We start from the raw sequence: 21,461 nt of genomic DNA, 5'->3' as shown, positions 1-21,461 counted from the left end.
AGACCGGGAGACGGCCCGGCTACTTCCGGTACAGGGCCTCGATCTCCTCCGCGTAGTCCTTCGCCACCACGTTGCGCTTGAGCTTCAGGGACGGCGTGAGGTGGCCCGACTCCTCGGTGAACTGGGAGGAGAGAATGCGGAACTTCCGCACCGATTCCGCCTTCGACACCGCGGCGTTGCCGTCGTCGACCGCGTCCTGGATCGCGGCGAGCAGATCCGGGTCGTCGCACAGCGACGCCGCGGTGGAACCCGCCGGCTTGCCGTGCTCGGCCGCCCAGCGGCCCAGGAACTCCTCGTCGATCGTGATCAGCGCGCCGACGAACGGCCGTCCGTCGCCCACCACCATGCACTCCGCGACCAGCGCGTGCGCCCGGATGCGGTCCTCGATCACGGCCGGGGCCACGTTCTTGCCGCCCGCGGTGACGATGATCTCCTTCTTGCGGCCGGTGATCCTGAGGTAGCCGTCCTCGTCGAGGGTGCCGATGTCACCGGTGTGGAACCAGCCGTCGGCCAGCGCCTCCGCGGTCGCGGCCTCGTTGTTCCAGTAGCCCTTGAACAGGTGCTCGCCGTGCAGCAGCACCTCGCCGTCGTCCGCGATACGGATCACGGATCCCGGCAGCGGCTGGCCGACCGTGCCGATCTTCTGCCGGTCCCACGGGTTGAACGCCGTCGCCGCACAGGACTCGGTCAGTCCGTAGCCCTCCAGGACCGTGAAGCCGATGCCGCGGAAGAAGTGGCCCAGGCGCTCGCCCAGCGGAGCGCCGCCGGAGATGGCGTACTCGCCGCGGCCGCCCAGCACCGCGCGCAGCTTGCTGTAGACGAGCTTGTCGAACGCCTTGTGCTTGATCTTCAGACCGAGGGACGGACCGGACGGCGAGTCCAGCGCCTTGCTGTACGCGATCGCCGCGTCCGCCGCCTTGTCGAAGATCCTGCCCTTGCCGTCCGCCTGCGCCTTGGCGCGCGCCGAGTTGTACACCTTCTCGAACACGCGCGGCACGCCGAGGACCAACGTCGGCCGGAACGCGGCCAGTTCGTCGGTGAGGTTCTTGATGTCCGGGACGCAGCCCAGCTTGATCGGCGCCATCATCGGCGCGATCTGCACCAGACGCCCGAAGACGTGCGCGAGCGGCAGGAAGAGCAGGACAGAGCACTCGCCGGTGCGGAACAGGGGGCGCAGCCGCTCCACGACGTTGCCGCACTCGGCGAAGAAGTTGCGGTGGGTCAGCACACAGCCCTTGGGGCGCCCGGTGGTGCCGCTGGTGTAGACGATCGTCGCCGGGTCGTCGGCCTTGGCGAGGGAGCTGCGCTCCTCGACCGCCGTGTCGCTGACGTCCCGGCCGACACGGCCCAGCTCCTCCACGGCCCCGGCCTCGATCTGCCAGACGTGCTTGAGCGCGGGCAGCTTCTCGCGCACCGCCTCGACGGCCGCGGCGTGCGTGTCCTGCTCCACGATGCAGGCGGTCGCGCCCGAGTCGCTGAGGATCCACTGCACCTGCTCCGGCGAGCTGGTCTCGTACACCGGCACGGTGACCCCGCCCGCGCTCCAGATCGCGAAGTCCAGCAGCGTCCACTCGTAGCGGGTCCGCGACATCAGGCCCACCCGGTCGCCCGGCTGCACTCCGGAGGCGATGAGGCCCTTCGCCGCGGCCTGCACCTCGGCGAGGAACGCGGCGGAGGTGACGTCCTGCCACACGCCCGACACCTTGCGGGCGATGACGGCGACGTCCGGATGCTGCGCGGCGTTTCTGCGGACGATGTCGGTCAGGTTTCCGTCCGCAGGGACCTCGTACAAAGCCGGAAGGCTGAACTCGCGCAAGACTGCTGCTCCTCACAGGGCGCCGACGCCACGACTCTGTGTTGCTGCGACGGTGCGGTCCAAGGCTCGGTCAGGTGCTCGGGATTCATCCGGGATTCACTGGTTGAAACCCTGAGCACGACTGGACTGCCCGGACGTTACCCGCCGGTATGGCTTCTCCGACAGGGGGTCCCGACGAGATGTTCCGTGCGTCACACATGTTGGCGTTCCTCGACGCACAGTAATCCACCTCTTGACTTACTGGCCAGTAACCTCAGGTGCCGCCGCCACTGTTCACCTCTGCCCCACAGCCCTACGCTTGATCGTCATGGCATCCACACCGGGCGGCAACAACAGGACACGCGTCCACGTGGTCAGCGACGTGCACGGCAACGTGCGCGACCTGGCCCGGGCGGGCGAGGGGGCGGACGCCTTGATCTGCCTGGGCGACCTGATCCTCTTCCTCGACTACCACGACCACTCGCGCGGGATCTTCCCGGACCTGTTCGGCACGGAGAACGCCCACCGGCTGGTCGAACTGCGCACCGCGCGCCGTTTCGAGGAGGCGCGGGCGTTCGGCGCCGGGCTGTGGGCCGGGGTGGGCACCGACCGCGCCGCCGCGATCGAGAAGGCGGTGCGCCGGCAATACGCCGACCTGTTCGCCGCGTTCCCCACGCCGACGTACGCCACCTACGGCAATGTCGACATGCCGCCGCTGTGGCCCGAGTACGCCGGCGAGGGCACCCGGGTCCTGGACGGCGAACGCGTCGAGATAGGCGGCTGGACCTTCGGCTTCGTCGGCGGCGGCCTGCGCACCCCGATGCGGACCCCCTACGAGATCGGGGACGAGGAGTACGCGGCCAAGATCGAGGCGGTGGGGGAGGTGGACGTGCTGTGCACCCACATCCCGCCGGAGGTCCCGGAACTGGTCTACGACACGGTGGCGCGCCGCTTCGAGCGCGGCAGCCGGGCCCTGCTCGACGCCATCCGCCGTACCCGGCCGCGGTACTCCCTGTTCGGACACGTCCACCAGCCGCTGGTGCGCCGGATGCGGATCGGGGCCACGGAGTGCGTGAACGTGGGTCACTTCGCGGGGAGCGGGAAGCCCTGGGTGCTTCAGTGGTGAACGGACCGCGGGGCGGCACCCCGGCCGTGGAACGGCACTGCCCGGCCGAAGCCCAGGTGGGGTGGTAGCGGCGCCGCGCGTGCGCGGTAGCCTTCACGCTGCACACACGTGCGCACGGGCGCACCACCCTCCCTGACCGGACCGCATCTGGAGGAGCCACGGCGATGGCGGAACACACCAGCTCGAGCATCACGATCGAGGCGGCTCCGGCCGACGTCATGCGGGTGATCGCCGACTTCGCGCGCTACCCGGACTGGACGGGCGAGGTGAAGGAGGCGGAGGTCCTGTCCGCCGACGAACAGGGCCGCGCGGAGAAGGTGCGCCTCGTCATGGACGCCGGCGCCATCAAGGACGACCAGACCCTCGCGTACACCTGGACCGGCGACAGCGAGGTCTCCTGGACCCTGGTCAAGTCGCAGATGCTCCGGTCCCTGGACGGCTCGTACCTGCTCAAGCCGGCCGGGGCGGGCGCCACCGAGGTGACCTACCGGCTGACCGTCGACGTCAAGATCCCCATGCTCGGCATGATCAAGCGCAAGGCGGAGAAGGTCATCATCGACCGCGCGCTGGCGGGGCTGAAGAAAAGGGTCGAGGCCGGGGAGAAGTGACGGCCGCGGAGCCGGGGGACAGGTGACGGGCACGGCACGCGCCGGGTGCCGTCGCGTCGAGGCGGTGGCTCTCCGTTACCGTTCACGGTCATGCGCACCATCCTGATCACCGGCCCCGGCGGCTCCGGCCGGACCACCGTCGCCGCGGCCACCGCGCTCGATGCCGCACGCCGGGGCAGCCGCACCCTCGTGCTCAGCGCCGACCGCACCGACACCCTCGGTGCCGTACTGGGCGTCCCCACCGGCGCCCACCCCGTCGAGGCCGCACCCGGCCTCACGGCCTGGCGCCCGGACGCCGCCGCCCGCTTCCGCGACGGCCTCGTGGCCTTCCAGGACCGCGCGGCCACCGTGCTCGACCTCCTCGGTGCCGCGCCGCTCGACGCGGAGGAGGTCACCCCCTTGCCCGGCGCCGAGGAACTCGCTCTGCTCCGCGCCCTGCGCGACGCGGCGCTCTCCGAGTCCTACGACCTCCTCGTCGTCGATCTGCCTCCCGCTCCGCAGGCGCTCGTCCTGCTCGCCCTGCCCGAGGAACTCCGCCGCTATCTGCGCCGTCTGCTCCCGCCCGAGCGGCAGGCCGCGCGCGCCCTGCGCCCCGTCCTCGGCCGGCTCGCGGGCGTGCCGATGCCCGCCGACTGGCTGTACGAGACCACCGCCCGCTGGGACGTCGAACTGGCCGCCGTCGAGGCCGTCCTCGCCGACCGCGCCACCAGCGTCTGGCTCGTCGCCGAGCCGGGCCCGGCCGCCGCCGACGCGGTCCGCACCACCGTCACCGGCCTCGCCCTGCGCACCCTGCGCCCCGAGACCCTGGTCGCCAACCGCGTCCTGCCCGACGGCGGCCACGACGCCTGGCTCGCGCACCTCGCCGCCCAGCAGCGCAAGGCCATGGAGGAGTGGCAGGGCACCTACGCCGTGCACGAGGTCCCGCACCTCGGCCACGACCCGCGCGGCACCGACGACCTCGCCGCGCTGGCCGTCCCGGACGTCAACCCGCAGCCCTCCCCGGTCGAGTGGCCCGTGACGGACCGGCTCGCCGAGGACGGTGTGCTCGTGTGGCACATCCCGCTGCCCGGCGCGATACGCGAGGAACTGGACCTGGTCCGGCGCGGCGAGGAGATCGTGGTGACCGCGGGGCCGTTCCGCCGCATCGTTCCCCTTCCCTCGGCGCTGCGCCGCTGCACCGTGGCCGGGGCGGCGCTGCGCGAGGGCGAGCTCCGCATCCGCTTCGCACCGGACCCGGAGCTGTGGCCGCGCACCACATGAAGCCGGTGCGCGCCCGCGGCCGCAGCTGATGAAGCACGTACCCCCGTTCGGGTAACGTCGGGAGTACGAACCGCAGTCAGGAGTCCGCCATGAGCGAAGAGCGCCCCCGTTCCGACGCCGCTCAGGAGGAGGCCGAGGAAGTGCGGGTGACCGACGCCGACGCCTGGGCGACGGCATGCGCCGAGGACCTCGCCGCGGAGAAGGCCCGCCGCCGGACCCAGTACGGGCCGCCGCCCGGGTCGGCCGCCGAGGAGCTGAAGAGACTCGTCGACGCCGTCGCGGACAAGCTGTCCGGGCTGCAGGCACCGCTGTTCGGCGCGGCGGCCTCGGGCACGGCCCAGCACATGGTCCGCCAGGTCGTGCAGCAGGCCAGGGCGGCGGTGGAGCCGGTCATCGAGCGCAACCCGGACGTCTTCGACCACCTCGCCGCGGCCGGCTCGGAGCTGCTCGCGGCCTACCGCTCCGCGGTCGAGGCCCAGGAGCGGCGCTGGACCAACCGCACCTCCGGCGACATGGACCCCCGTCGGCAGGACGGGGACGAGGGCCCCGGGGAGCACATCGACCTCGACTAGGCCGGCAGGGGAGGCCGGGAGCCTGGAGAACCGGGAGAGGCCGGGGTCCCCGGGCGGGAGGGAGCCGTCCGACGCCCTTGCGGCCCCTCGGGTACGGTGGGCCGTAGCGGGGCTCGACCGAAACTGAGGGATTCATGGGACTCACCATCGGCGTCGACATCGGCGGCACGAAGATCGCGGCCGGTGTGGTCGACGAGGAAGGCAACATCCTCTCGACCCACAAGGTGCCGACTCCGGGCACGCCCGAGGCCATCGTGGACGCCATTGCCGCTGCCGTCGAGGGCGCCCGTGCCGGTCACGAGATCGTCGGCGTGGGCATCGGAGCCGCCGGCTACGTCAATCGCCAGCGCTCCACGGTGTACTTCGCGCCGAACATCGACTGGCGCCAGGAGCCGCTGAAGGACAAGGTCGAGGCCCGCGTGGGCCTCCCGGTGGTCGTCGAGAACGACGCGAACGCGGCCGCGTGGGGCGAGTACAAGTTCGGCGCGGGCAAGGGCCACCGCAACGTCATCTGCATCACGCTCGGCACCGGCCTCGGCGGCGGCATCATCATCGGCAACAAGCTGCGCCGCGGGCACTTCGGCGTGGCCGCGGAGTTCGGCCACATCCGGATGGTCCCGGACGGGCTGCTGTGCGGCTGCGGCTCGCAGGGCTGCTGGGAGCAGTACGCGTCGGGCCGCGCGCTCGTCCGCTACGCCAAGCAGCGTGCGAACGCCACCCCCGAGAACGCGGAGCTGCTGCTGTCGCTGGGCGACGGCACCCCGGACGGCATCGAGGGCAAGCACATCTCCATGGCCGCGCGTCAGGGCGACCCGGTGGCCGTGGACTCCTACCGCGAGCTGGCCCGCTGGGCCGGCGCGGGTCTCGCCGACCTGGCGTCGCTCTTCGACCCGTCGGCGTTCATCGTCGGCGGTGGTCTCTCCGACGAGGGCGAACTGGTCCTGGAGCCGATCCGCAAGTCGTACAAGCGCTGGCTGGTGGGCGGCAACTGGCGCCCGGTCGCCGACGTGATCGCGGCCCAGCTCGGCAACAAGGCGGGCCTGGTGGGCGCGGCGGACCTGGCCCGCGAACCGGACCCGGTCATGTAACGCCCGCTCCACGCACGACAGCGCCCGCCGCACCCACAGGGTCCGGCGGGCGCCGCCGTTCCGGCGGGAGCCGGCGTGGACGGACGGCCGGACGGACGGACGGACGGGCTGGGCGCGGGGGAGGCGGTTGCCGCCGGGGTGCGGCGACGAAGTCTCCGGGCTTCGTTGCGGCGGCAGTTGGTGGGGTCCTCGGGGTCTGGGACGGAGGCCTGTGTCCGGGGGCGGGCGTGCGGGTTCTGGGGGTGCGGGGCGGTGTCCCGTGTCCGGGGGCGGGCGTCGGGTTCAGGGGGTGCGGGGCGGAGGCCCGTGTCGGGCGGGCCTCCGGTTCTGGGGGTGACGGGGACGGGGTCGCCGTCGGGGTCCGGGCCGGAGTCCGGAGGTGCTGTTCCGGCGGGGATCTGCTGTTCCGGCGGGGATCGGTGGGCTCCCGGGGCCGGGGCGGAGTCCCGTGGGGGGCGCGCCGACGGAGCTTTCGGGCTCGGGGCGGGCAGCGCACGCGGTGCCCGCCGGGGGCTCGGGGCGGAGCCCCCGGGACGGGTCAGGCGGGGGCGGGAAACCCGGGCGGGCCCCGGCCGGGGACGGCGTATCTTGATCCACATGGCGACCTCCGACCCGCTGCTGCCCGACTCCCGAACCGAAGCCGACGGATCCGCCGTCCTCCGCGTGCTCAGCTACAACATCCGGTCGATGCGCGACGACACCGACGCACTCGCGCGCGTCATCCGCGCCTGCGCCCCCGACCTCGTACTCGTCCAGGAGGCTCCCCGTTTCTTCCGGTGGCGCAAGAAGCTCGCCCGGCTCGCGGCGGCCTCCGGTCTCGTGATCCTCACCGGCGGCGCCACCGCCGCCGGGCCGGCCCTGCTGTGCTCGCTGCGGGCCACCGTCGAGCGCACCGAGGACGTCCTGCTGCCCCTCACCCCCGGCCTGCACCGCCGCGGCTTCGCGACGGCGGTCGTACGGTTCGGCGGCGCCCGGCTCGGCGTCATCGGCTGCCATCTGAGCCTGCAGGACGACGAACGCCACGAGCAGGGAGGCATGCTCCTCGACCGGCTCGCCGGGATGGGCGTCGAGCACGCGATCGCGGGCGGCGATCTGAACGAGACCCCCGACGGGCCCACCTTCAAGCGCCTGGCCACCGACCTTCAGGACGCCTGGGCCACCGCCCCCTGGGGCGGGGAGCACACCTGGACGCGCTCCGGCCCCCCACGCCGAATCGACGCCGTCTTCGCCACCCGCGGCATCGAGGTCCTCGGCTGCGGCGTCCCCCTCGGCCAGCCCGGCGTGACGGAGCGGGACCTGACCGCGGCCACGGACCACCTTCCCGTGCTCGCCGCCCTCAGGGTCCCGGCGGCGTAGCGGTCAGACCACCGCGCCGCGCCCCGGGTCGTCGTCCCCGTCGTCGTCCGTCTTCATGCGCACGACCAGGGTCACGAAGCCGCCCAGGAAGCCGCCGACGCCGAGGGTGGCGAGCCACCAGGTCATGTCCCAGCCCAGCACCACCGCCAGCAGGAGCAGCACCGGGCCGCCGATCACCGACAGCCACGCGAACTTCGCCGTCGCGTCCGCCGCGGGCAGCGGCGGCGGCTCCGGCGGCACGAAGTGGCCCTCGTCGTCCTCGTCGAAGTCGTCCTCGGACGGCTCCGGAGCCGCGTAGTCCCGCGGGCCGACCCCGGGGGCGAACGACACCGAGCTGCCCAGCGGCTTCACCGGCCCGTCCTTCGTCTCCTCGTCCTTGAACGTGACGCCGTTCGGCTCCCAGTCGGGCAGCGCGAGGTCCTCGACCGGCTTGAACGGCTTCGAACCCGGCGGGTCCGGCGGCTCCTCGCCGTACCCCGCGACGATCGCCGCCCACGCGGCCTCCTCGTCGAAGGGCACACCCTTCTCGTCCGGCTCGCGGTCCTCGCGGTCGGAGTCGTGCTCAGCCACCTGCGGCCGTCCCTTCCTTGCCGACACTGGGCGCGAGCCGGCCGATGAACGCGTGGCTCTCCTCGAAGATCCGGTCCGCGTCGTGGTCCAACGTCGCCACGTGGTAGCTCTGTTCCAGCAGGATCTCCCGCACGTCCGTGGAGGAGACCCGGCTCAGGATCCGGGCCGAGTCGGCGGGCGGCACCACATGGTCCTGCGGGCTGTGCAGGAGCAGCAGCGGCTGGGTGACCTGCGGCAGCTCGCCGTCGACGATCCGGAAGAAGTTCCGCAGCGAGTGCGCCGCGTGCAGCGGCACCCGGTCGTACCCGAGCTCCACGCTGTCCGGCTTGGCGATGTCGCTGGCGATCCCCTTCGTCGTCCGCACGAGGTGGCGGGCGACCGGCAGGGCGTACGCGGACAGGCCGTGCACCTTGTTCGCCGGGTTGACCACGATGACGCCGCTGACCGCGTCCCCGTGCTTGGCGGCCAGCCGGAGGGCCAGGGCACCCCCCATGGACAGGCCGGCCACGAACACCTGCGCGCAGCTCCGGAGCAGGGCGCGCAGCTCGCGGTCGACCTCCCCGTACCAGTCCTGCCAGCCGGTGAGCTGCATGTCCTCCCAGCGTGTGCCGTGCCCGGGCAGCAGCGGCAGCGAGACGGTCAGGCCGCGCTCGGCCAGATGCTCCGCCCACGGGCGCAGCGACTGCGGGGAACCGGTGAAGCCGTGGCAGAGGAGGACGCCGATCTCCCCGCCCTCGTGGCGGTACGGCTCGGCTCCGGGGAGGACCGGCACGTCGGTCTCCTGTTCATGAAAAGGGGCAGGGCACGTCGATTGCAGGTACTTCACCGTACGCGACGGCACTGACACCGACCAGGGTCGTCGGTTCCTTTGTCGGCGGGCCGCGTTAAGGTCTGATCTACAGACACAGGAGGCACTCGGTTGTTGTACGGCGCGATGAAGGTATCCATCGGGGGGCCGCTGAAGCTCGCCTTCAGGCCGTGGGTGGAAGGCCTCGAGAACGTTCCCGCCGAGGGCCCCGCGATCCTGGCGAGCAATCACCTCTCCTTCTCCGACTCGTTCTTCCTGCCCGCGGTGCTCGACCGCAAGGTGACCTTCATCGCGAAGGCCGAGTACTTCACCACGCCCGGTGTGAAGGGCCGGCTGACCGCCGCCTTCTTCAAGGGCGTCGGCCAGCTCCCCGTCGACCGCTCCGGAGCCCGCGGCGCGGGCGAGGCCGCCATCAAGAGCGGCATCGAGGTGCTGGAGCGCGGCGAGCTGTTCGGCATCTACCCGGAGGGCACCCGTTCGCCCGACGGCCGTCTCTACCGGGGCAAGCCCGGCGGTCTCGCGCGCGTGGCGCTGGCCACCGGGGCGCCCGTCATCCCGGTCGCCATGATCGACACCGAGAAGATCCAGCCGCCGGGCAAGATCGTCCCGAAGCTGATGCGGCCGGGGATCCGGATCGGCAGGCCGCTGGACTTCAGCCGCTACCAGGGCATGGAGCACGACCGGTTCGTGCTGCGCGCGGTGACCGACGAGGTCATGTACGAGATCATGAAGCTCTCCGGCCAGGAGTACGTCGACATCTACGCGACCGCCGCCAAGCGGCAGATCGCAGAGGCGGCCAAGGCGGAGAAGCAGGCCCAGAAGGAAGCACAGAAGGAAGCGGCGGGCTCGTAGAGCGCGGTCCGTAGGACTCGCTGGGGGTGGGGGACATGGCCAAGCGCGAGCGCGTCATCAGGATGTCCGTCGAGCAGCCGCTGTGGCGTGCCCTCGCCGGGTACCGGATCCTGACGATGCTGTACGCGATCGGGTTCTTCGCGACCGCCTACGAGACGTTCACCCGGCCCTGGCTGGCGATCGCCTACTACGTCCTGCTGAGCGTGTGGACCCTGGCCACGCTCCCCCGGGTCGCGAACGCGGCGAGCTGCGCCAGGTGGTTCCTCGCCGTCGACCTCACCATCGCGCTCACCGGCATCCTCCTCACCCCCGTCGCCGACTCGCACGAGCGGATCGCCTCGGGCGGCCCGACCCTGCCGTCCATATGGACCGCCGGGTCGGTCCTCGCGTACGCGCTCAAGGGCGGCTGGCGATGGGCGGCCTTCGCCTCCACCCCGGTCGCCGCGGCGAACCTGATCGAGCGCGGCTCCCCGGCCCGGGACACCGTGCACAACGTGGTCCTCGTCTGGGTCGCCTCCATCGCGATCGGCTACGTCGTCGAGGTGGCCCGCGCCTCCGAACGCACCCTCGCCCGCGCGCTGGAGATCGAGGCGGCGACCCGGGAACGGGAGCGGCTGGCCCGGGACATCCACGACGGGGTGCTCCAGGTGCTCGCCATGGTTCAGCGGCGCGGCACCGCGCTCGGCGGTGAGGCCGCGGAGCTGGGCCGGCTGGCCGGGGAGCAGGAGGTGGCGCTGCGCACCCTGGTCTCCGGGGGCCTGGTGCCGCCGTCGCGGGTGTCGGAGGACGCGTCGCTCGGCGCGGTCGTGCGCGCGGTGGACGAGCCGGACGCCGAGGAGGGCCCGGTCGACCTGCGCACCCTGCTCGCCGGGTACGCGGGCGCTCGGGTGACGCTGTCCGAGCCGGGCGGCCCGGTGCCGCTCGCGCCGGCCGTCGCACGGGAACTGGCCGCCGCCGTCGGTGCCGCCCTGGACAACGTCCACCGGCACGCGGGGGAGGGCGCCCGGGCCTGGATCCTCGTCGAGGACGAGCCGGACGGGATCGTGGTGACCGTGCGGGACGACGGGCCGGGCATCCCGGAGGGGCGCCTCGCCCGGGCCGCGGAGGAGGGACGCCTCGGAGTGGCCCAGTCGATCCGGGGCCGGCTGCGCGACATCGGCGGCACGGCCGAGTGGATCTCGGTCCCGGGCCAGGGCACAGAAGTGGAACTGAAGCTACCGAAGGCCGTGAGGGACGGACAGGACCTCGAGGCCGCGCGGGGGAAGGCGGAGCAGCGGTGACGGAGAGCGGGACGACGACGGACGAGTGGGGGCGGACCCCGATCAAGGTCATGGTGGTCGACGATCACCCCATGTGGCGCGATGCCGTCGCACGTGACCTCGCCGAGTCCGGATTCGACGTCGTCGCCACCGCGGGCGACGGCGAGCAGGCCGTGCGCCGCGTCCGGGCCGCCGCACCCGACGTGCTCGTCCTGGACCTCAACCTGCCCGCCAAGCCCGGCGTCCAGGTCTGCAAGGAACTCGTCGGCGCCAACCCCGCGTTGCGCGTCCTGGTGCTGTCGGCCAGCGGCGAGCACGCGGACGTACTGGAGGCCGTGAAGTCGGGCGCGACCGGCTACCTGCTGAAGTCGGCGTCCACCCAGGAGCTGATCGACGCGGTGCGCCGCACGGCGGCCGGCGACCCGGTGTTCACCCCCGGTCTCGCGGGACTCGTCCTCGGCGAGTACCGCCGCCTCGCCTCCGAACCGGCCCCCGCCGCCGGCGCCGACGAGCCGAAGGCACCGCGGCTGACCGACCGCGAGACCGAGGTGCTGCGGCTGGTCGCCAAGGGCCTCAGCTACAAGCAGATCGCCGAACGCCTGGTCATCTCGCACCGCACCGTGCAGAACCACGTCCAGAACACCCTCGGCAAACTCCAGTTGCACAACCGGGTGGAGCTGGTCCGGTACGCCATCGAGCGGGGACTCGACGGCGAGTAGGCCCCGGCCGGGTCGCACGGACCCCGACCACGTCAACCTCCGGAGGGATATCCCGCTTTCGAGTGGATTGACGGAGATCAACTGGCGGACAATTCACCGGAATTGACCTTCCCGCCCATGCCGAAGTGACCTGGGTCACTATTAGCGTGACCCGCATCAGGCAACCGCGGCGAAGGGACATTTCCATGCGGGTCGGAGTACTGACCGGAGGCGGCGACTGCCCCGGGCTCAACGCCGTCATCCGGGGCATCGTGCGCAAGGGCGTGCAGGAGTACGGCTACGACTTCGTCGGTTTCCGGGACGGCTGGCGGGGTCCCCTCGAGGGCGACACCGTCCGGCTCGACATCCCCGCCGTGCGCGGCATCCTGCCCCGCGGCGGCACCATCCTCGGCTCCTCGCGCACCAACCCCCTCAAGCAGGAGAACGGCATCCGCCGCATCAAGGACAACCTCGCCAAGGAGGAGGTCGACGCGCTCGTCGCGATCGGCGGCGAGGACACCCTCGGGGTCGCGGCGCGCCTGTCCGACGAGTACGGCGTCCACGTCGTCGGCGTACCGAAGACCATCGACAACGACCTGTCCGCCACCGACTACACCTTCGGCTTCGACACCGCCGTCAACATCGCGACGGAGGCGATCGACCGCCTGCACACCACCGCCGAGTCCCACATGCGGGTCCTGGTGGTCGAGGTGATGGGCCGTCACGCCGGCTGGATCGCCCTGCACTCGGGGCTGGCCGGGGGCGCCAACGTCATCCTCATCCCCGAACAGCGCTTCGACGTCGACCAGGTGTGCGCCTGGGTAACGTCCCGGTTCAAGGCGTCGTACGCGCCGATCGTGGTCGTGGCCGAGGGAGCCATGCCGAAGGACGGCGACATGGTGCTGAAGGACGGGTCGCTGGACTCGTTCGGGCACGTGCGCCTGTCCGGAGTCGGCGAGTGGCTGGCCAAGGAGATCGAGAGGCGCACCGGCAAGGAGGCCCGGACGACCGTGCTCGGGCACGTCCAGCGCGGCGGCACGCCCAGCGCCTTCGACCGGTGGCTCGCCACCCGCTTCGGCCTGCACGCCATCGACTGCGTCCGCGACGGCGACTTCGGGAAGATGGTCGCCCTGCGCGGCACCGACATCGTCCGCGTCCCCCTCTCCGAGGCCACGGCCCGGCTCAAGACGGTCGACCTCGAGCTCTACCAGGAGGCCGGCGTCTTCTTCGGCTGACGCCGCACCTCCCGTGGAACCCGGCCGGGGCGAACCGCACCCCGGCCGCGCCCACCCGGCCGGCTACACCGCCGGGCGCCGCTGGGCGAACGGGCTCGTGCCCGCGGCGGCCAGCCCGTCCAGCAGTTCCCGTACGGTGTCGGCGCCGCCCATCGACAGCACCGACTCCGGGTGGAACTGCACCCCCGCGAAGCCGGTGGCCCGCAGCGCGTGCACCTCGCCGCTCACGCTGCGGCTGACCTCGACGCCGTGTGCGGCCAGCTCCGCCGCCGCCTCGTCGTCGCAGTGCGCCACGAAGCTGTTGTAGAAGCCGACGGTCTCCGACCGCCCGAACAGGTCGATCTCCATCTGGGCGCCCTGGTACGGGACCTCCTTGCGGACGATCGGAAGTCCCAGCTCGGCCGCGATCAGCTCGTGCCCGAGGCAGACGCCGAGCACCCCGTGCCGGTGCCCCCGGATGACCTCGGCCGTCAGCTCCCGCAGGAACCGCATCTTCGGATCCGCCAGGTCCGAAGGGTCGCCCGGCCCCGGCCCGAGCACCACGGGGCCGGGGTGCGCGAGCACCGCCTCCCGCAGCCCCGGCGCGTCGTACCGCCGTACGGTCACCTCCAGGCCCGACGATCGCAGGACGTGCGCGAGCATCGCGGTGAACGTGTCCTCGCCGTCCACGACGAACGCGTGCCCGGTCAGCTCCGAGGCCCGCTGCTGCATCCGCAGCCAGAACGGCGCCAGCCTCTCCCGCCGCCCGTCCAGTGCCGCCCGCACCCGCGGGTCGTCCGCGAGGCCGGGCCGTACGCGCTCCTCGCGCGGCCGTCCGGGCCGCACGCCCAGCGCCGCCAGCACCCCGGCCGCCTTGGCGTGCGTCTCCGCGACCTCGCCCGCCGGGTCCGAGCCGCGCACGAGTGTGGCCCCGACCGGCACCCGCAGCCGTCCGTCCGCGGCGATGTCGGCGGTGCGGATGAGGATGGGGGAGTCGAGGATCTGCGCGCCCCCGGAGTCCCTGCCGAGCAGTGCCAGGGCACCCGCGTAGTAGCCGCGCCCCCCGACCTCGTGCCGTTCGATCACCCGGCAGGCGTTCTGCACCGGCGACCCGGTGACGGTCGCCGCGAACATCGTCTCCTTCAGCACCTCGCGCACGTCCAGCGTGGACTTCCCGCGCAGCTCGTACTCGGTGTGCGCGAGGTGGGCCATCTCCTTCAGCCGCGGCCCGACGACGACCCCGCCCATGTCGCCGACCGTGCACATCATCTTCAGCTCCTCGTCGACGACCATCGACAGCTCCTCGATCTCCTTGCCGTCGGCGAGGAAGTCGAGCAGGTGCTCCGGGGACGGGCCCTCGGCGGGATAGCGGTACGTCCCGCTGATCGGGTTCATCACGACCGTTCCGCCGGACATCCGCACGTGCACCTCGGGGCTGGCCCCCACCAGCGTGCGCTCACCCGTGTATACGACGAAGGTCCAGTACGCGCCCCGCTCCCCGACCAGCAGCCGCCGGAACAGCGCGAGCGCGTCCGCCCGGCCGAAGCCCGCAATCCGGCCCTCGTACGTCCGCCGGATCACGAAGTTGGCGCCCTCGCCCCGCCCGATCTCCTCCTCCAGCACCCGCCCGACGATCCCGGCGTACTCCTCGTCGGCGACGTCGAAGCCGCCGTCCTGGACCCGGACCTCGTGCCGGGGCAACTGCGCCAGCGCCTGGTCCAGGGGGATCTGGTGCGACTCCTCGGGGGTGAGCGCCAGCAGCGGTGTGCCGTCGTCGCGCACGTCGAAGCCGCGCTCGCGGATCTGCCGGAAGGGGACGAGGGCCAGCGCCTTCTCGGGCAGGTCGGCCAGGCGCTCACAGCGGCCGACCGGCCCCGTCAGCAGCTCCACGGTGTCGTGGTCACGCCCCGGGGTGCGGCGGCGCAGCAGGGCGAACGGGCGGGGGTCGTCCAGCAGGTCCAGCAGGTTCATGGGCGGTGTCCTTCTCGGTGAGGTGAGAGGGAACGGCCCGGTCGCGAAAACACCGAAGGCCGCCCCTCGGGCGGCCTTCGCGAAGTCTTGCGTACGCGCAGTCAGTGGGCCGCCGGACGAGCGGTCCACCACCAGTTCTGGTTCTGGGTCGAGTGCGCGAACATGCCCCGCACCCTACACGAACCCGCCGCCCCGGCGCGGACGAGCCGTCTCATCAGTCGAGCGCACTGATAAGCGGTGGACACGACCCCGTAATGTTTAGGGGGTGACCGTGAACGCTAAGACCAGCCCGAGCGCTGGCAACACCTGGCGAGACCTGCCCGCGGCGCAGCAGCCCGAGTACCCCGACCCCGAGGCTCTGCGCAAGGTGATCGCGGACCTCGCGTCGTATCCGCCGCTCGTCTTCGCGGGCGAGTGCGACCAGCTGCGCGCCCGGATGGGAGCCGTCGCCAGGGGCGAGGCGTTCCTGCTCCAGGGCGGCGACTGCGCCGAGGCCTTCGACGCGGTGTCCGCCGATCACATCCGCAACAAGCTCAAGACACTGCTCCAGATGGGCGCCGTGCTCACGTACGCCGCCTCGGTGCCGGTGGTGAAGGTCGGCCGCATCGCCGGCCAGTACTCCAAGCCGCGCTCCAAGCCCACCGAGACCCGTGACGGGGTCACGCTGCCGGTGTACCGGGGCGACTCCGTCAACGGCTTCGAGTTCACCGAAGAGGCGCGGATCCCGGACCCCGAGCGCCTGAAGCGCATGTACCACGCGTCGGCGTCCACGCTGAACCTGGTGCGCGCCTTCACCACCGGCGGTTACGCCGACCTGCGCCAGGTGCACGCCTGGAACCAGGACTTCGTGAAGTCGTCGCCGTCCGGTCAGCGCTACGAGCAGCTCGCGCGCGAGATCGACAACGCGCTGAACTTCATGCACGCCTGCGGGGCCGACCCGGAGGAGTTCAAGACCGTCGAGTTCTACGCCTCGCACGAGGCGCTGCTGCTCGACTACGAGTCCGCCCTGACCAGGGTCGACTCGCGCACCGGGCAGCTCTACGACGTCTCCGGGCACATGGTGTGGATCGGTGAGCGCACCCGGCAGCTGGACGGCGCGCACATCGAGTTCGCCTCCCGGATCCGCAACCCGATCGGCATCAAGCTCGGCCCGACCACGACGGCCGAGGACGCCCTGCGCTACATCGACCGCCTCGACCCGGACCGCGAGCCGGGCCGGCTGACCTTCATCGTCCGCATGGGCGCGGACAAGGTCCGCGACCGGCTCCCCGAGCTGGTGGAGAAGGTCACGGCGTCCGGCGCGGTGGTGGCCTGGGTGACCGACCCCATGCACGGCAACACGTTCGAGGCGGCCTCCGGGCACAAGACCCGCCGCTTCGACGACGTGCTCGACGAGGTCAAGGGCTTCTTCGAGGTCCACAAGGGGCTCGGCACGCACCCGGGCGGCATCCATGTGGAGCTGACCGGCGACGACGTCACCGAGTGCGTGGGCGGCGGCGACGAGATCTTCGTCGACGACCTGCACCAGCGTTACGAGACGGCCTGCGACCCGCGGCTGAACCGCAGCCAGTCGCTGGACCTGGCGTTCCTCGTCGCGGAGATGTACCGGGACCAGTAGGGCCCACCCCGGTTCCGCACCTCCCGCAGGGAAGGTAAGGTTAGGGTTACCTAATCGACCCCCGGCGGGAGGTGTACCGCGTGTACGTCTGCAGTTGCTTCGGCATCACCGAGCAGCAGGTGAGGCAGCACGCGGAGAACGGCGCCTGCACGCCGCGGCAGATCGCCTCCACCTGCAAGGCGGGCACGGACTGCGGCTCCTGCGTGCGGAGGATCCAGGCGCTGCTGGGGCGCGGCGCGGGTCCGCGCCGTGAGATCGCCGGGTCGGCGCTGTCGGGCATGGAGGAGGCCGCGTAGCCGCCGCCCGGCCCGCCCGGCTCTCCTAGCTTTCCGGTTGCTCGATGACCTGGGAGATGTAGAGCGCCTCGCCCAGCTTCTCCAGCAGGTCGAGCTGGGTGTCCAGGTAGTCGATGTGGTGTTCCTCGTCCGCCAGGATCGACTCGAAGATGTTCGCGGACGTGATGTCGCCCTTCTCCCGCATCACCTTGATCCCGCGCCGGAGCCGGTCGATCGCCTCCACCTCGATCTGCCGGTCCGCCTCGAACATCTCCCTGACGGTCTGACCCACCCGCACGTGGAAGAGCCGCTGGTAGTTCGGCAGGCCCTCGAGGAAGAGGATGCGGTCGGTGAGCACCTCCGCGTGCTTCATCTCGTCGAACGACTCCCGCCGCGTGTACCGGGCGAGCTTGTACCACCCGAAGTTCTCCTGCATCTTCGCGTGCAGAAAGTACTGGTTGATCGCGGTCAGCTCACCGGTGAGCTGCTCGTTGAGGAATTCGATGACCTCGGGGTCGCCCTGCATGGCGGGGCTCCTTCCAGGCGGGGACGAGCGGGCTGCGCGCATGATGGCACCGGCACCGAGGGGCGTCCAGTAAGTTCACGCTTAGTGGGAGTTGCCCCGATTGAGCCGGGGCTGGTCATGTGCACCCTCCGCGGTCTGTCAGGATGGAGTCATGGGTCATCCGGTGGAGCGCGAATCTGGAGAAACGGCACGGTCACAGCTTCCGCCGGGACAGCGACTCCAGCGGGGCTGGCCGGTCACGCACTACGGACCCGTTCCCAAGTTCCGCCCCGAGCGCTGGGAGTTCCGGGTCTTCGGCGCCACCGCGGACGGCGAGAAGCACTGCTGGAACCACGAGGAGTTCACGTCGCTGCCGTACGCGACCGTCGTGGCCGATCTGCACTGCGTGACGAAGTTCAGCATGGTCGGGGCCGAGTGGGGCGGCATCCCGGCCCGTACGATCCTGGAGATCGCGCCGCCCGCGCCCACCGTCACCCATGTGATGGTGTGGGCGGAGTACGGGTTCAGCTCGAACCTGCGCCTGGCCGACTTCGCCTCGGAACGCACGATCTTCGCCACCCACAAGGACGGCGAACTGCTCACCGCGGAACACGGCTTCCCGCTGCGCCTGATCGTGCCGCACCTGTACGCCTGGAAGGGCCCCAAGTGGGTCCGTGGCGTCGAGTACATGACCACCGACCGGCGCGGCTTCTGGGAGGAGCGCGGGTACCACAACATCGGCGACCCGTGGAAGGAACAGCGCTACTCCTACCAGGAGCAGCCCGGGGACGGCCCCGAGCTCTGACCGCGCGGGGCTCCGGTGCCGCACCCGCAACGCCGGCCCCGGGGCGTGCGCCGCGCGGACGGCAGCGCCGTCCGGGCCCCGCTCCGGTCCTTCTCCCGGCGTCGGGAGCGGATCCCGGCACCTCCCGCGGCTGCGCCCCGCCTCAGTCCGTCGTCCCGGTCGCCGGCCCGCACGCGCGCACGTAGTCCTGCACCAGCGGGCGGCGGTCGTCGGCGCGCCAGGCCAGGGCGAAGCGGCTGGGCGATATGCCCCTCACCGCACGGGTGACGACTCCGCCGAGGGTGATCAGCGGGGTGTTCCCGGCCGCCAGCAGGACTACGCCCAGCCCCGCGACGAGCGCCTCGTACGTCTCCTCGGTGCTCGCCACCTCCGCGCCGATCACTGCCGGCCTCCCGCCGCGGGCGTCGGTGGCGAGCCAGTGGTCCCGCAGCGGCCCGGCGCTGTCGGGCAGAGCGAGGAACGGCTCGTCCAGCAGGTCGGTGAAGTCGATGATCTCCCTGTCGGCGAGCGGATGGGTGTCGGCCATGGCGACCAGGCGGGGTTCCTCCGCGACCACCACCCACCGGTAGCGGTCCGGATCGGGCAGCGGCAGCCAGACGAACGCCACGTCGCACGTGCCGTCGGCGAGCCCGGCGGTCGGGTCGTGCCAGGGGACCTGGCGAAGCCGGAGGCGGGCGGCAGGGCGCGCTGCGGTGAAGCGGGAGCGGATCGCCGGCAGCACGCCCCCGCGCCCCGGACTGGTACTCATCCCCACGACGAGGACGGCCGCCCGGTCGGCCACGACCCGGGCGACCGCCTCCTGGGCCGCCTCCCACTCGGCGAGGATGCGCTGAGCATGCGGCAGCAGCGCCGCGCCGACCGCGCTCAGGCGCACCTCGCGCCGATCGCGCTCGAACAACGCGGCCCCCACCTGTCTCTCCAGCATCCTGATCTGCTTGCTCAGCGCGGGCTGCGACACGTACAGCCGCTCGGCCGCACGCGTGAAGTGCAGTTCCTCGGCCACCGCGGCGAAGTACCTCAGGTCCCGTCCGTGAACGTCCATGACCATCGGCTATCACAGCGGATCTTGGACGGGCAACGGACGTGCGGGGCAAGGTGGTTCACACACGGACCGCCGAGAACAGCGGGTCACCCGGCATGAGGAGAAGAACATGAACAAGGTGTGGCTGGTCACCGGGGCGAGCAGCGGGTTCGGCCGGGCGATCACCGAAGCGGCGGTGGCCGCGGGCGACATCGTGGTCGCCGCCGCCCGCCGCACCGCGCTGCTCGACGACCTGGTCGCCGCGCACCCGGACCAGGTCGAGGCGCTGCCGCTGGACGTCACCGACATCGCGGGCGTCCAGGCCGCGGTCGACGGCGTGGCAGCCCGGCACGGCCGGGTCGACATCCTGGTCAACAACGCCGGACGGGGCATGGTGGGGGCGGTCGAGGAGACCACCGACGCGGAGCTGCGGGACCTGATGGACCTGCACTTCTTCGGCCCGGCCGCGCTCACCCGGGCCGTGCTGCCGCACATGCGCCGCCGGGGATCGGGCGCCATCGTGCAGCTGACCAGCATGGGCGGGCGGTTCGCCTTCGCCGGAGTCGGCGCCTACTGTGCCACCAAGTTCGCCCTGGAGGGGCTCTCCGAGGCGTTGGCCGCCGAGGTCGCCCCGCACGGCATCCGGGTGCTGATCGTCGAGCCCGGCGCGTTCCGTACCGGATTCGCCGACGCCGCGGCCCTGCGGCCCTCCGCGGCCATGGACGCCTACCAGGACACCGTGGGTCCCGTCCTTTCCGGGCTGCCGGGCGGAAGCGGCAGGGAACCCGGGGACCCGGCCAAGGCCGCGGCCGCCATCCTCACCGCTCTGGACGCCGACGAACCCCCGCTGCGTCTGCCGCTCGGCAACGACGCCGCCGACGCGATCGGCGACCACCTCGACCGTGCCCGCGCCGAACTCCGCTCCTGGGAAAAGCTCATCCGCTCCACCGACTTCGACGACTGACACCTCCGGCCGCCTCCGCCCGGCGCTCCCGCCCGCCGTTTCCACGCAGGCGCGGCGGGAGACCGGGCGTCGTGCGCTGCGGACGGTGTGCTGCCACGGTCCGTCCGTGGTCCCCCTGGACGTCGCGTGGCGCAACACGCCTACCTAGTGCCGCGACGGGGCGAACGTTGCCTGTCGCGGCGCTAGCCGTCCCGCAGCTTCTTCAGCCGCTCCACGTCCGCCGCGTGCCCTTCCTTGCGGCCGGGGGTCTCGATGACCAGCGGCACGCCCTCGGTGGCCGGGTGCGTCATCAGCGCCTGGAACGGGGCCTCGCCGATATGGCCGGCGCCGATGTTCGCGTGCCGGTCCCGGTGGGCTCCGACCGCCTCCTGGGAGTCGTTGGCGTGGATCAGTTTCAGCCGGCCCGCGCCGACGGTGTCCACCAGCAGGTCCAGCGTCCGGTGCGCCCCGTCCGGGCCGGTCAGGTCGTGCCCGGCCGCGAAGATGTGGCAGGTGTCCAGGCAGACGCCGAGCCTCGGGTGGGCGTCCAGGGCCTCGAAGTACGGCCCGAAGTCCCAGGTGCGGGAGCACAGTGAGGCGCCCTGGCCCGCGGTCGACTCCAGCAGCAGCCACGGGTCGTCGTCGTGCGTCAGCTCGTCCAGCAGCGGCAGCATGCGCTCCCGCACCTGCTTCAGCGCCACGGAACGGTCCCGGCCGCCGGTCGCGCTGCCGGTGTGCACCACCACGCCCCGCGCCCCGATCGCACGCCCCCGGCGCAGCGAGTGCCTGAGCGACTCCACCGACCTGTCCACGGTCGCCTCGGTGTGCGAGCCGAAGTTGATCAGATAGGGCGCGTGGACGTACACCGGGATGGACTCGGCGGCGCACGCGGCCCGGAACTCCTCGTCCTCGCGCGGGCTGCCGGCGGGCGTCGCCCAGCCGCGCGGGTTGGCCACGAAGACCTGCACCGTCTCGGCCCCGATGTCGCGGGCGTAGGCCAGCCCGACGGAGTTCAGCCCCCCGGCCACCGGGACGTGGCTGCCGATCGGGTTGCGGAAGGGGCCAAAGGCGCCCGGGGCGCCACGGGACTGCTCAGTGCTCACCCTCCAAGGGTGTC

General features: G+C 72.1%; 22 protein-coding genes. 14 read left to right on the top strand and 8 right to left on the bottom strand.

What is annotated here, in order from left to right:
• Window positions 1–19: 19 nt before the first annotated feature.
• On the bottom strand, window positions 20–1,816 hold the full coding sequence (locus ACZ4SW_RS06855; protein ID WP_468238863.1) for an AMP-dependent synthetase/ligase: 1,797 nt from the start codon (window positions 1,814–1,816) through the stop codon (window positions 20–22).
• A gap of 307 nt (window positions 1,817–2,123) precedes the next feature.
• Between ACZ4SW_RS06855 and ACZ4SW_RS06850 the strand changes: the two genes are divergently transcribed.
• The 6 genes from ACZ4SW_RS06850 (at window position 2,124) to ACZ4SW_RS06825 (ending at window position 7,805) form a co-directional block, all read left to right on the top strand.
• Complete coding sequence (locus ACZ4SW_RS06850; RefSeq protein ID WP_468238861.1) at window positions 2,124–2,921, top strand: metallophosphoesterase family protein; 798 nt, start codon at window positions 2,124–2,126, stop codon at window positions 2,919–2,921.
• A 164-nt stretch (window positions 2,922–3,085) separates the two neighbouring features.
• Window positions 3,086–3,529: an SRPBCC family protein gene (locus ACZ4SW_RS06845; RefSeq protein ID WP_468238858.1), complete on the top strand. Its 444-nt coding sequence runs from the start codon at window positions 3,086–3,088 to the stop codon at window positions 3,527–3,529.
• Between the two features lie 90 nt (window positions 3,530–3,619).
• Window positions 3,620–4,789: an ArsA family ATPase gene (locus ACZ4SW_RS06840; protein WP_468238855.1), complete on the top strand. Its 1,170-nt coding sequence runs from the start codon at window positions 3,620–3,622 to the stop codon at window positions 4,787–4,789.
• A gap of 89 nt (window positions 4,790–4,878) precedes the next feature.
• A complete protein-coding gene (locus tag ACZ4SW_RS06835; protein WP_468238852.1) occupies window positions 4,879–5,361 on the top strand; it encodes a DUF5304 domain-containing protein in 483 nt (160 codons plus the stop codon).
• 134 nt (window positions 5,362–5,495) lie between these two features.
• Window positions 5,496–6,449, top strand: coding sequence for an ROK family glucokinase (locus tag ACZ4SW_RS06830; RefSeq protein ID WP_468238849.1), 954 nt, complete (start codon window positions 5,496–5,498; stop codon window positions 6,447–6,449).
• A 597-nt stretch (window positions 6,450–7,046) separates the two neighbouring features.
• Entirely contained in the window at window positions 7,047–7,805 is a 759-nt protein-coding gene (locus tag ACZ4SW_RS06825) for an endonuclease/exonuclease/phosphatase family protein (protein ID WP_468238847.1), read from the top strand.
• 3 nt (window positions 7,806–7,808) lie between these two features.
• Here ACZ4SW_RS06825 and ACZ4SW_RS06820 read toward each other — a convergent pair whose 3' ends face one another.
• Both ACZ4SW_RS06820 and ACZ4SW_RS06815 read right to left on the bottom strand, forming a co-directional pair.
• Window positions 7,809–8,375, bottom strand: coding sequence for a hypothetical protein (locus ACZ4SW_RS06820; RefSeq protein WP_468238844.1), 567 nt, complete (start codon window positions 8,373–8,375; stop codon window positions 7,809–7,811).
• On the bottom strand, window positions 8,368–9,147 hold the full coding sequence (locus ACZ4SW_RS06815; protein ID WP_468238842.1) for an alpha/beta hydrolase: 780 nt from the start codon (window positions 9,145–9,147) through the stop codon (window positions 8,368–8,370). The genes ACZ4SW_RS06820 and ACZ4SW_RS06815 overlap by 8 nt, the downstream gene beginning before the upstream one ends.
• Before the next feature lie 162 nt (window positions 9,148–9,309).
• Between ACZ4SW_RS06815 and ACZ4SW_RS06810 the strand changes: the two genes are divergently transcribed.
• The 4 genes from ACZ4SW_RS06810 to ACZ4SW_RS06795 all read left to right on the top strand — a co-directional run bounded on the left by ACZ4SW_RS06810 (window position 9,310) and on the right by ACZ4SW_RS06795 (window position 13,227).
• Entirely contained in the window at window positions 9,310–10,035 is a 726-nt protein-coding gene (locus ACZ4SW_RS06810) for a lysophospholipid acyltransferase family protein (RefSeq protein WP_468238839.1), read from the top strand.
• A gap of 35 nt (window positions 10,036–10,070) precedes the next feature.
• A complete protein-coding gene (gene macS, locus ACZ4SW_RS06805) occupies window positions 10,071–11,315 on the top strand; it encodes a MacS family sensor histidine kinase (RefSeq protein WP_468238836.1) in 1,245 nt (414 codons plus the stop codon).
• 50 nt (window positions 11,316–11,365) lie between these two features.
• Complete coding sequence (locus ACZ4SW_RS06800) at window positions 11,366–12,013, top strand: response regulator (RefSeq protein WP_468239418.1); 648 nt, start codon at window positions 11,366–11,368, stop codon at window positions 12,011–12,013.
• Window positions 12,014–12,198: 185 nt separating this feature from the next.
• Window positions 12,199–13,227, top strand: a complete 1,029-nt coding sequence (locus tag ACZ4SW_RS06795; RefSeq protein WP_468238833.1) for a 6-phosphofructokinase — start codon at window positions 12,199–12,201, stop codon at window positions 13,225–13,227.
• A gap of 63 nt (window positions 13,228–13,290) precedes the next feature.
• Here the strand turns inward: ACZ4SW_RS06795 and ACZ4SW_RS06790 are convergent, their stop codons facing one another.
• Window positions 13,291–15,177: an anthranilate synthase family protein gene (locus ACZ4SW_RS06790; RefSeq protein WP_468238831.1), complete on the bottom strand. Its 1,887-nt coding sequence runs from the start codon at window positions 15,175–15,177 to the stop codon at window positions 13,291–13,293.
• 101 nt (window positions 15,178–15,278) lie between these two features.
• The gene (locus ACZ4SW_RS06785; protein WP_351226422.1) at window positions 15,279–15,341 is read right to left on the bottom strand and encodes a trp operon leader peptide; all 63 of its coding nucleotides are present in this window, start codon (window positions 15,339–15,341) and stop codon (window positions 15,279–15,281) included.
• Between the two features lie 101 nt (window positions 15,342–15,442).
• Here ACZ4SW_RS06785 and ACZ4SW_RS06780 point away from each other — a divergent pair, with 101 nt between their 5' ends.
• A complete protein-coding gene (locus ACZ4SW_RS06780) occupies window positions 15,443–16,795 on the top strand; it encodes a class II 3-deoxy-7-phosphoheptulonate synthase (RefSeq protein ID WP_468238828.1) in 1,353 nt (450 codons plus the stop codon).
• Window positions 16,796–16,875: 80 nt separating this feature from the next.
• Window positions 16,876–17,091: a (2Fe-2S)-binding protein gene (locus tag ACZ4SW_RS06775; RefSeq protein ID WP_468238826.1), complete on the top strand. Its 216-nt coding sequence runs from the start codon at window positions 16,876–16,878 to the stop codon at window positions 17,089–17,091.
• 25 nt (window positions 17,092–17,116) lie between these two features.
• Here ACZ4SW_RS06775 and bfr read toward each other — a convergent pair whose 3' ends face one another.
• Window positions 17,117–17,596, bottom strand: a complete 480-nt coding sequence (bfr, locus tag ACZ4SW_RS06770; RefSeq protein WP_468238823.1) for a bacterioferritin — start codon at window positions 17,594–17,596, stop codon at window positions 17,117–17,119.
• A 151-nt stretch (window positions 17,597–17,747) separates the two neighbouring features.
• Here bfr and ACZ4SW_RS06765 point away from each other — a divergent pair, with 151 nt between their 5' ends.
• On the top strand, window positions 17,748–18,380 hold the full coding sequence (locus tag ACZ4SW_RS06765) for a sulfite oxidase-like oxidoreductase (RefSeq protein WP_468238821.1): 633 nt from the start codon (window positions 17,748–17,750) through the stop codon (window positions 18,378–18,380).
• Window positions 18,381–18,522: 142 nt separating this feature from the next.
• Here the strand turns inward: ACZ4SW_RS06765 and ACZ4SW_RS06760 are convergent, their stop codons facing one another.
• Window positions 18,523–19,428 (bottom strand): LysR family transcriptional regulator, encoded by a 906-nt coding sequence (locus tag ACZ4SW_RS06760; protein WP_468238819.1) that lies wholly within the window; start codon window positions 19,426–19,428, stop codon window positions 18,523–18,525.
• Window positions 19,429–19,531: 103 nt separating this feature from the next.
• Here ACZ4SW_RS06760 and ACZ4SW_RS06755 point away from each other — a divergent pair, with 103 nt between their 5' ends.
• Entirely contained in the window at window positions 19,532–20,365 is an 834-nt protein-coding gene (locus ACZ4SW_RS06755; protein WP_468238817.1) for an oxidoreductase, read from the top strand.
• A gap of 182 nt (window positions 20,366–20,547) precedes the next feature.
• Here ACZ4SW_RS06755 and ACZ4SW_RS06750 read toward each other — a convergent pair whose 3' ends face one another.
• A complete protein-coding gene (locus tag ACZ4SW_RS06750) occupies window positions 20,548–21,447 on the bottom strand; it encodes a deoxyribonuclease IV (protein WP_468238814.1) in 900 nt (299 codons plus the stop codon).
• Window positions 21,448–21,461: the final 14 nt, after the last annotated feature.

This window comes from Streptomyces sp. NPDC028331, from assembly GCF_055565775.1.
Note: the sequence above shows the minus strand (reverse complement) of the source record. Positions and strands in the feature narration are given on the sequence as shown.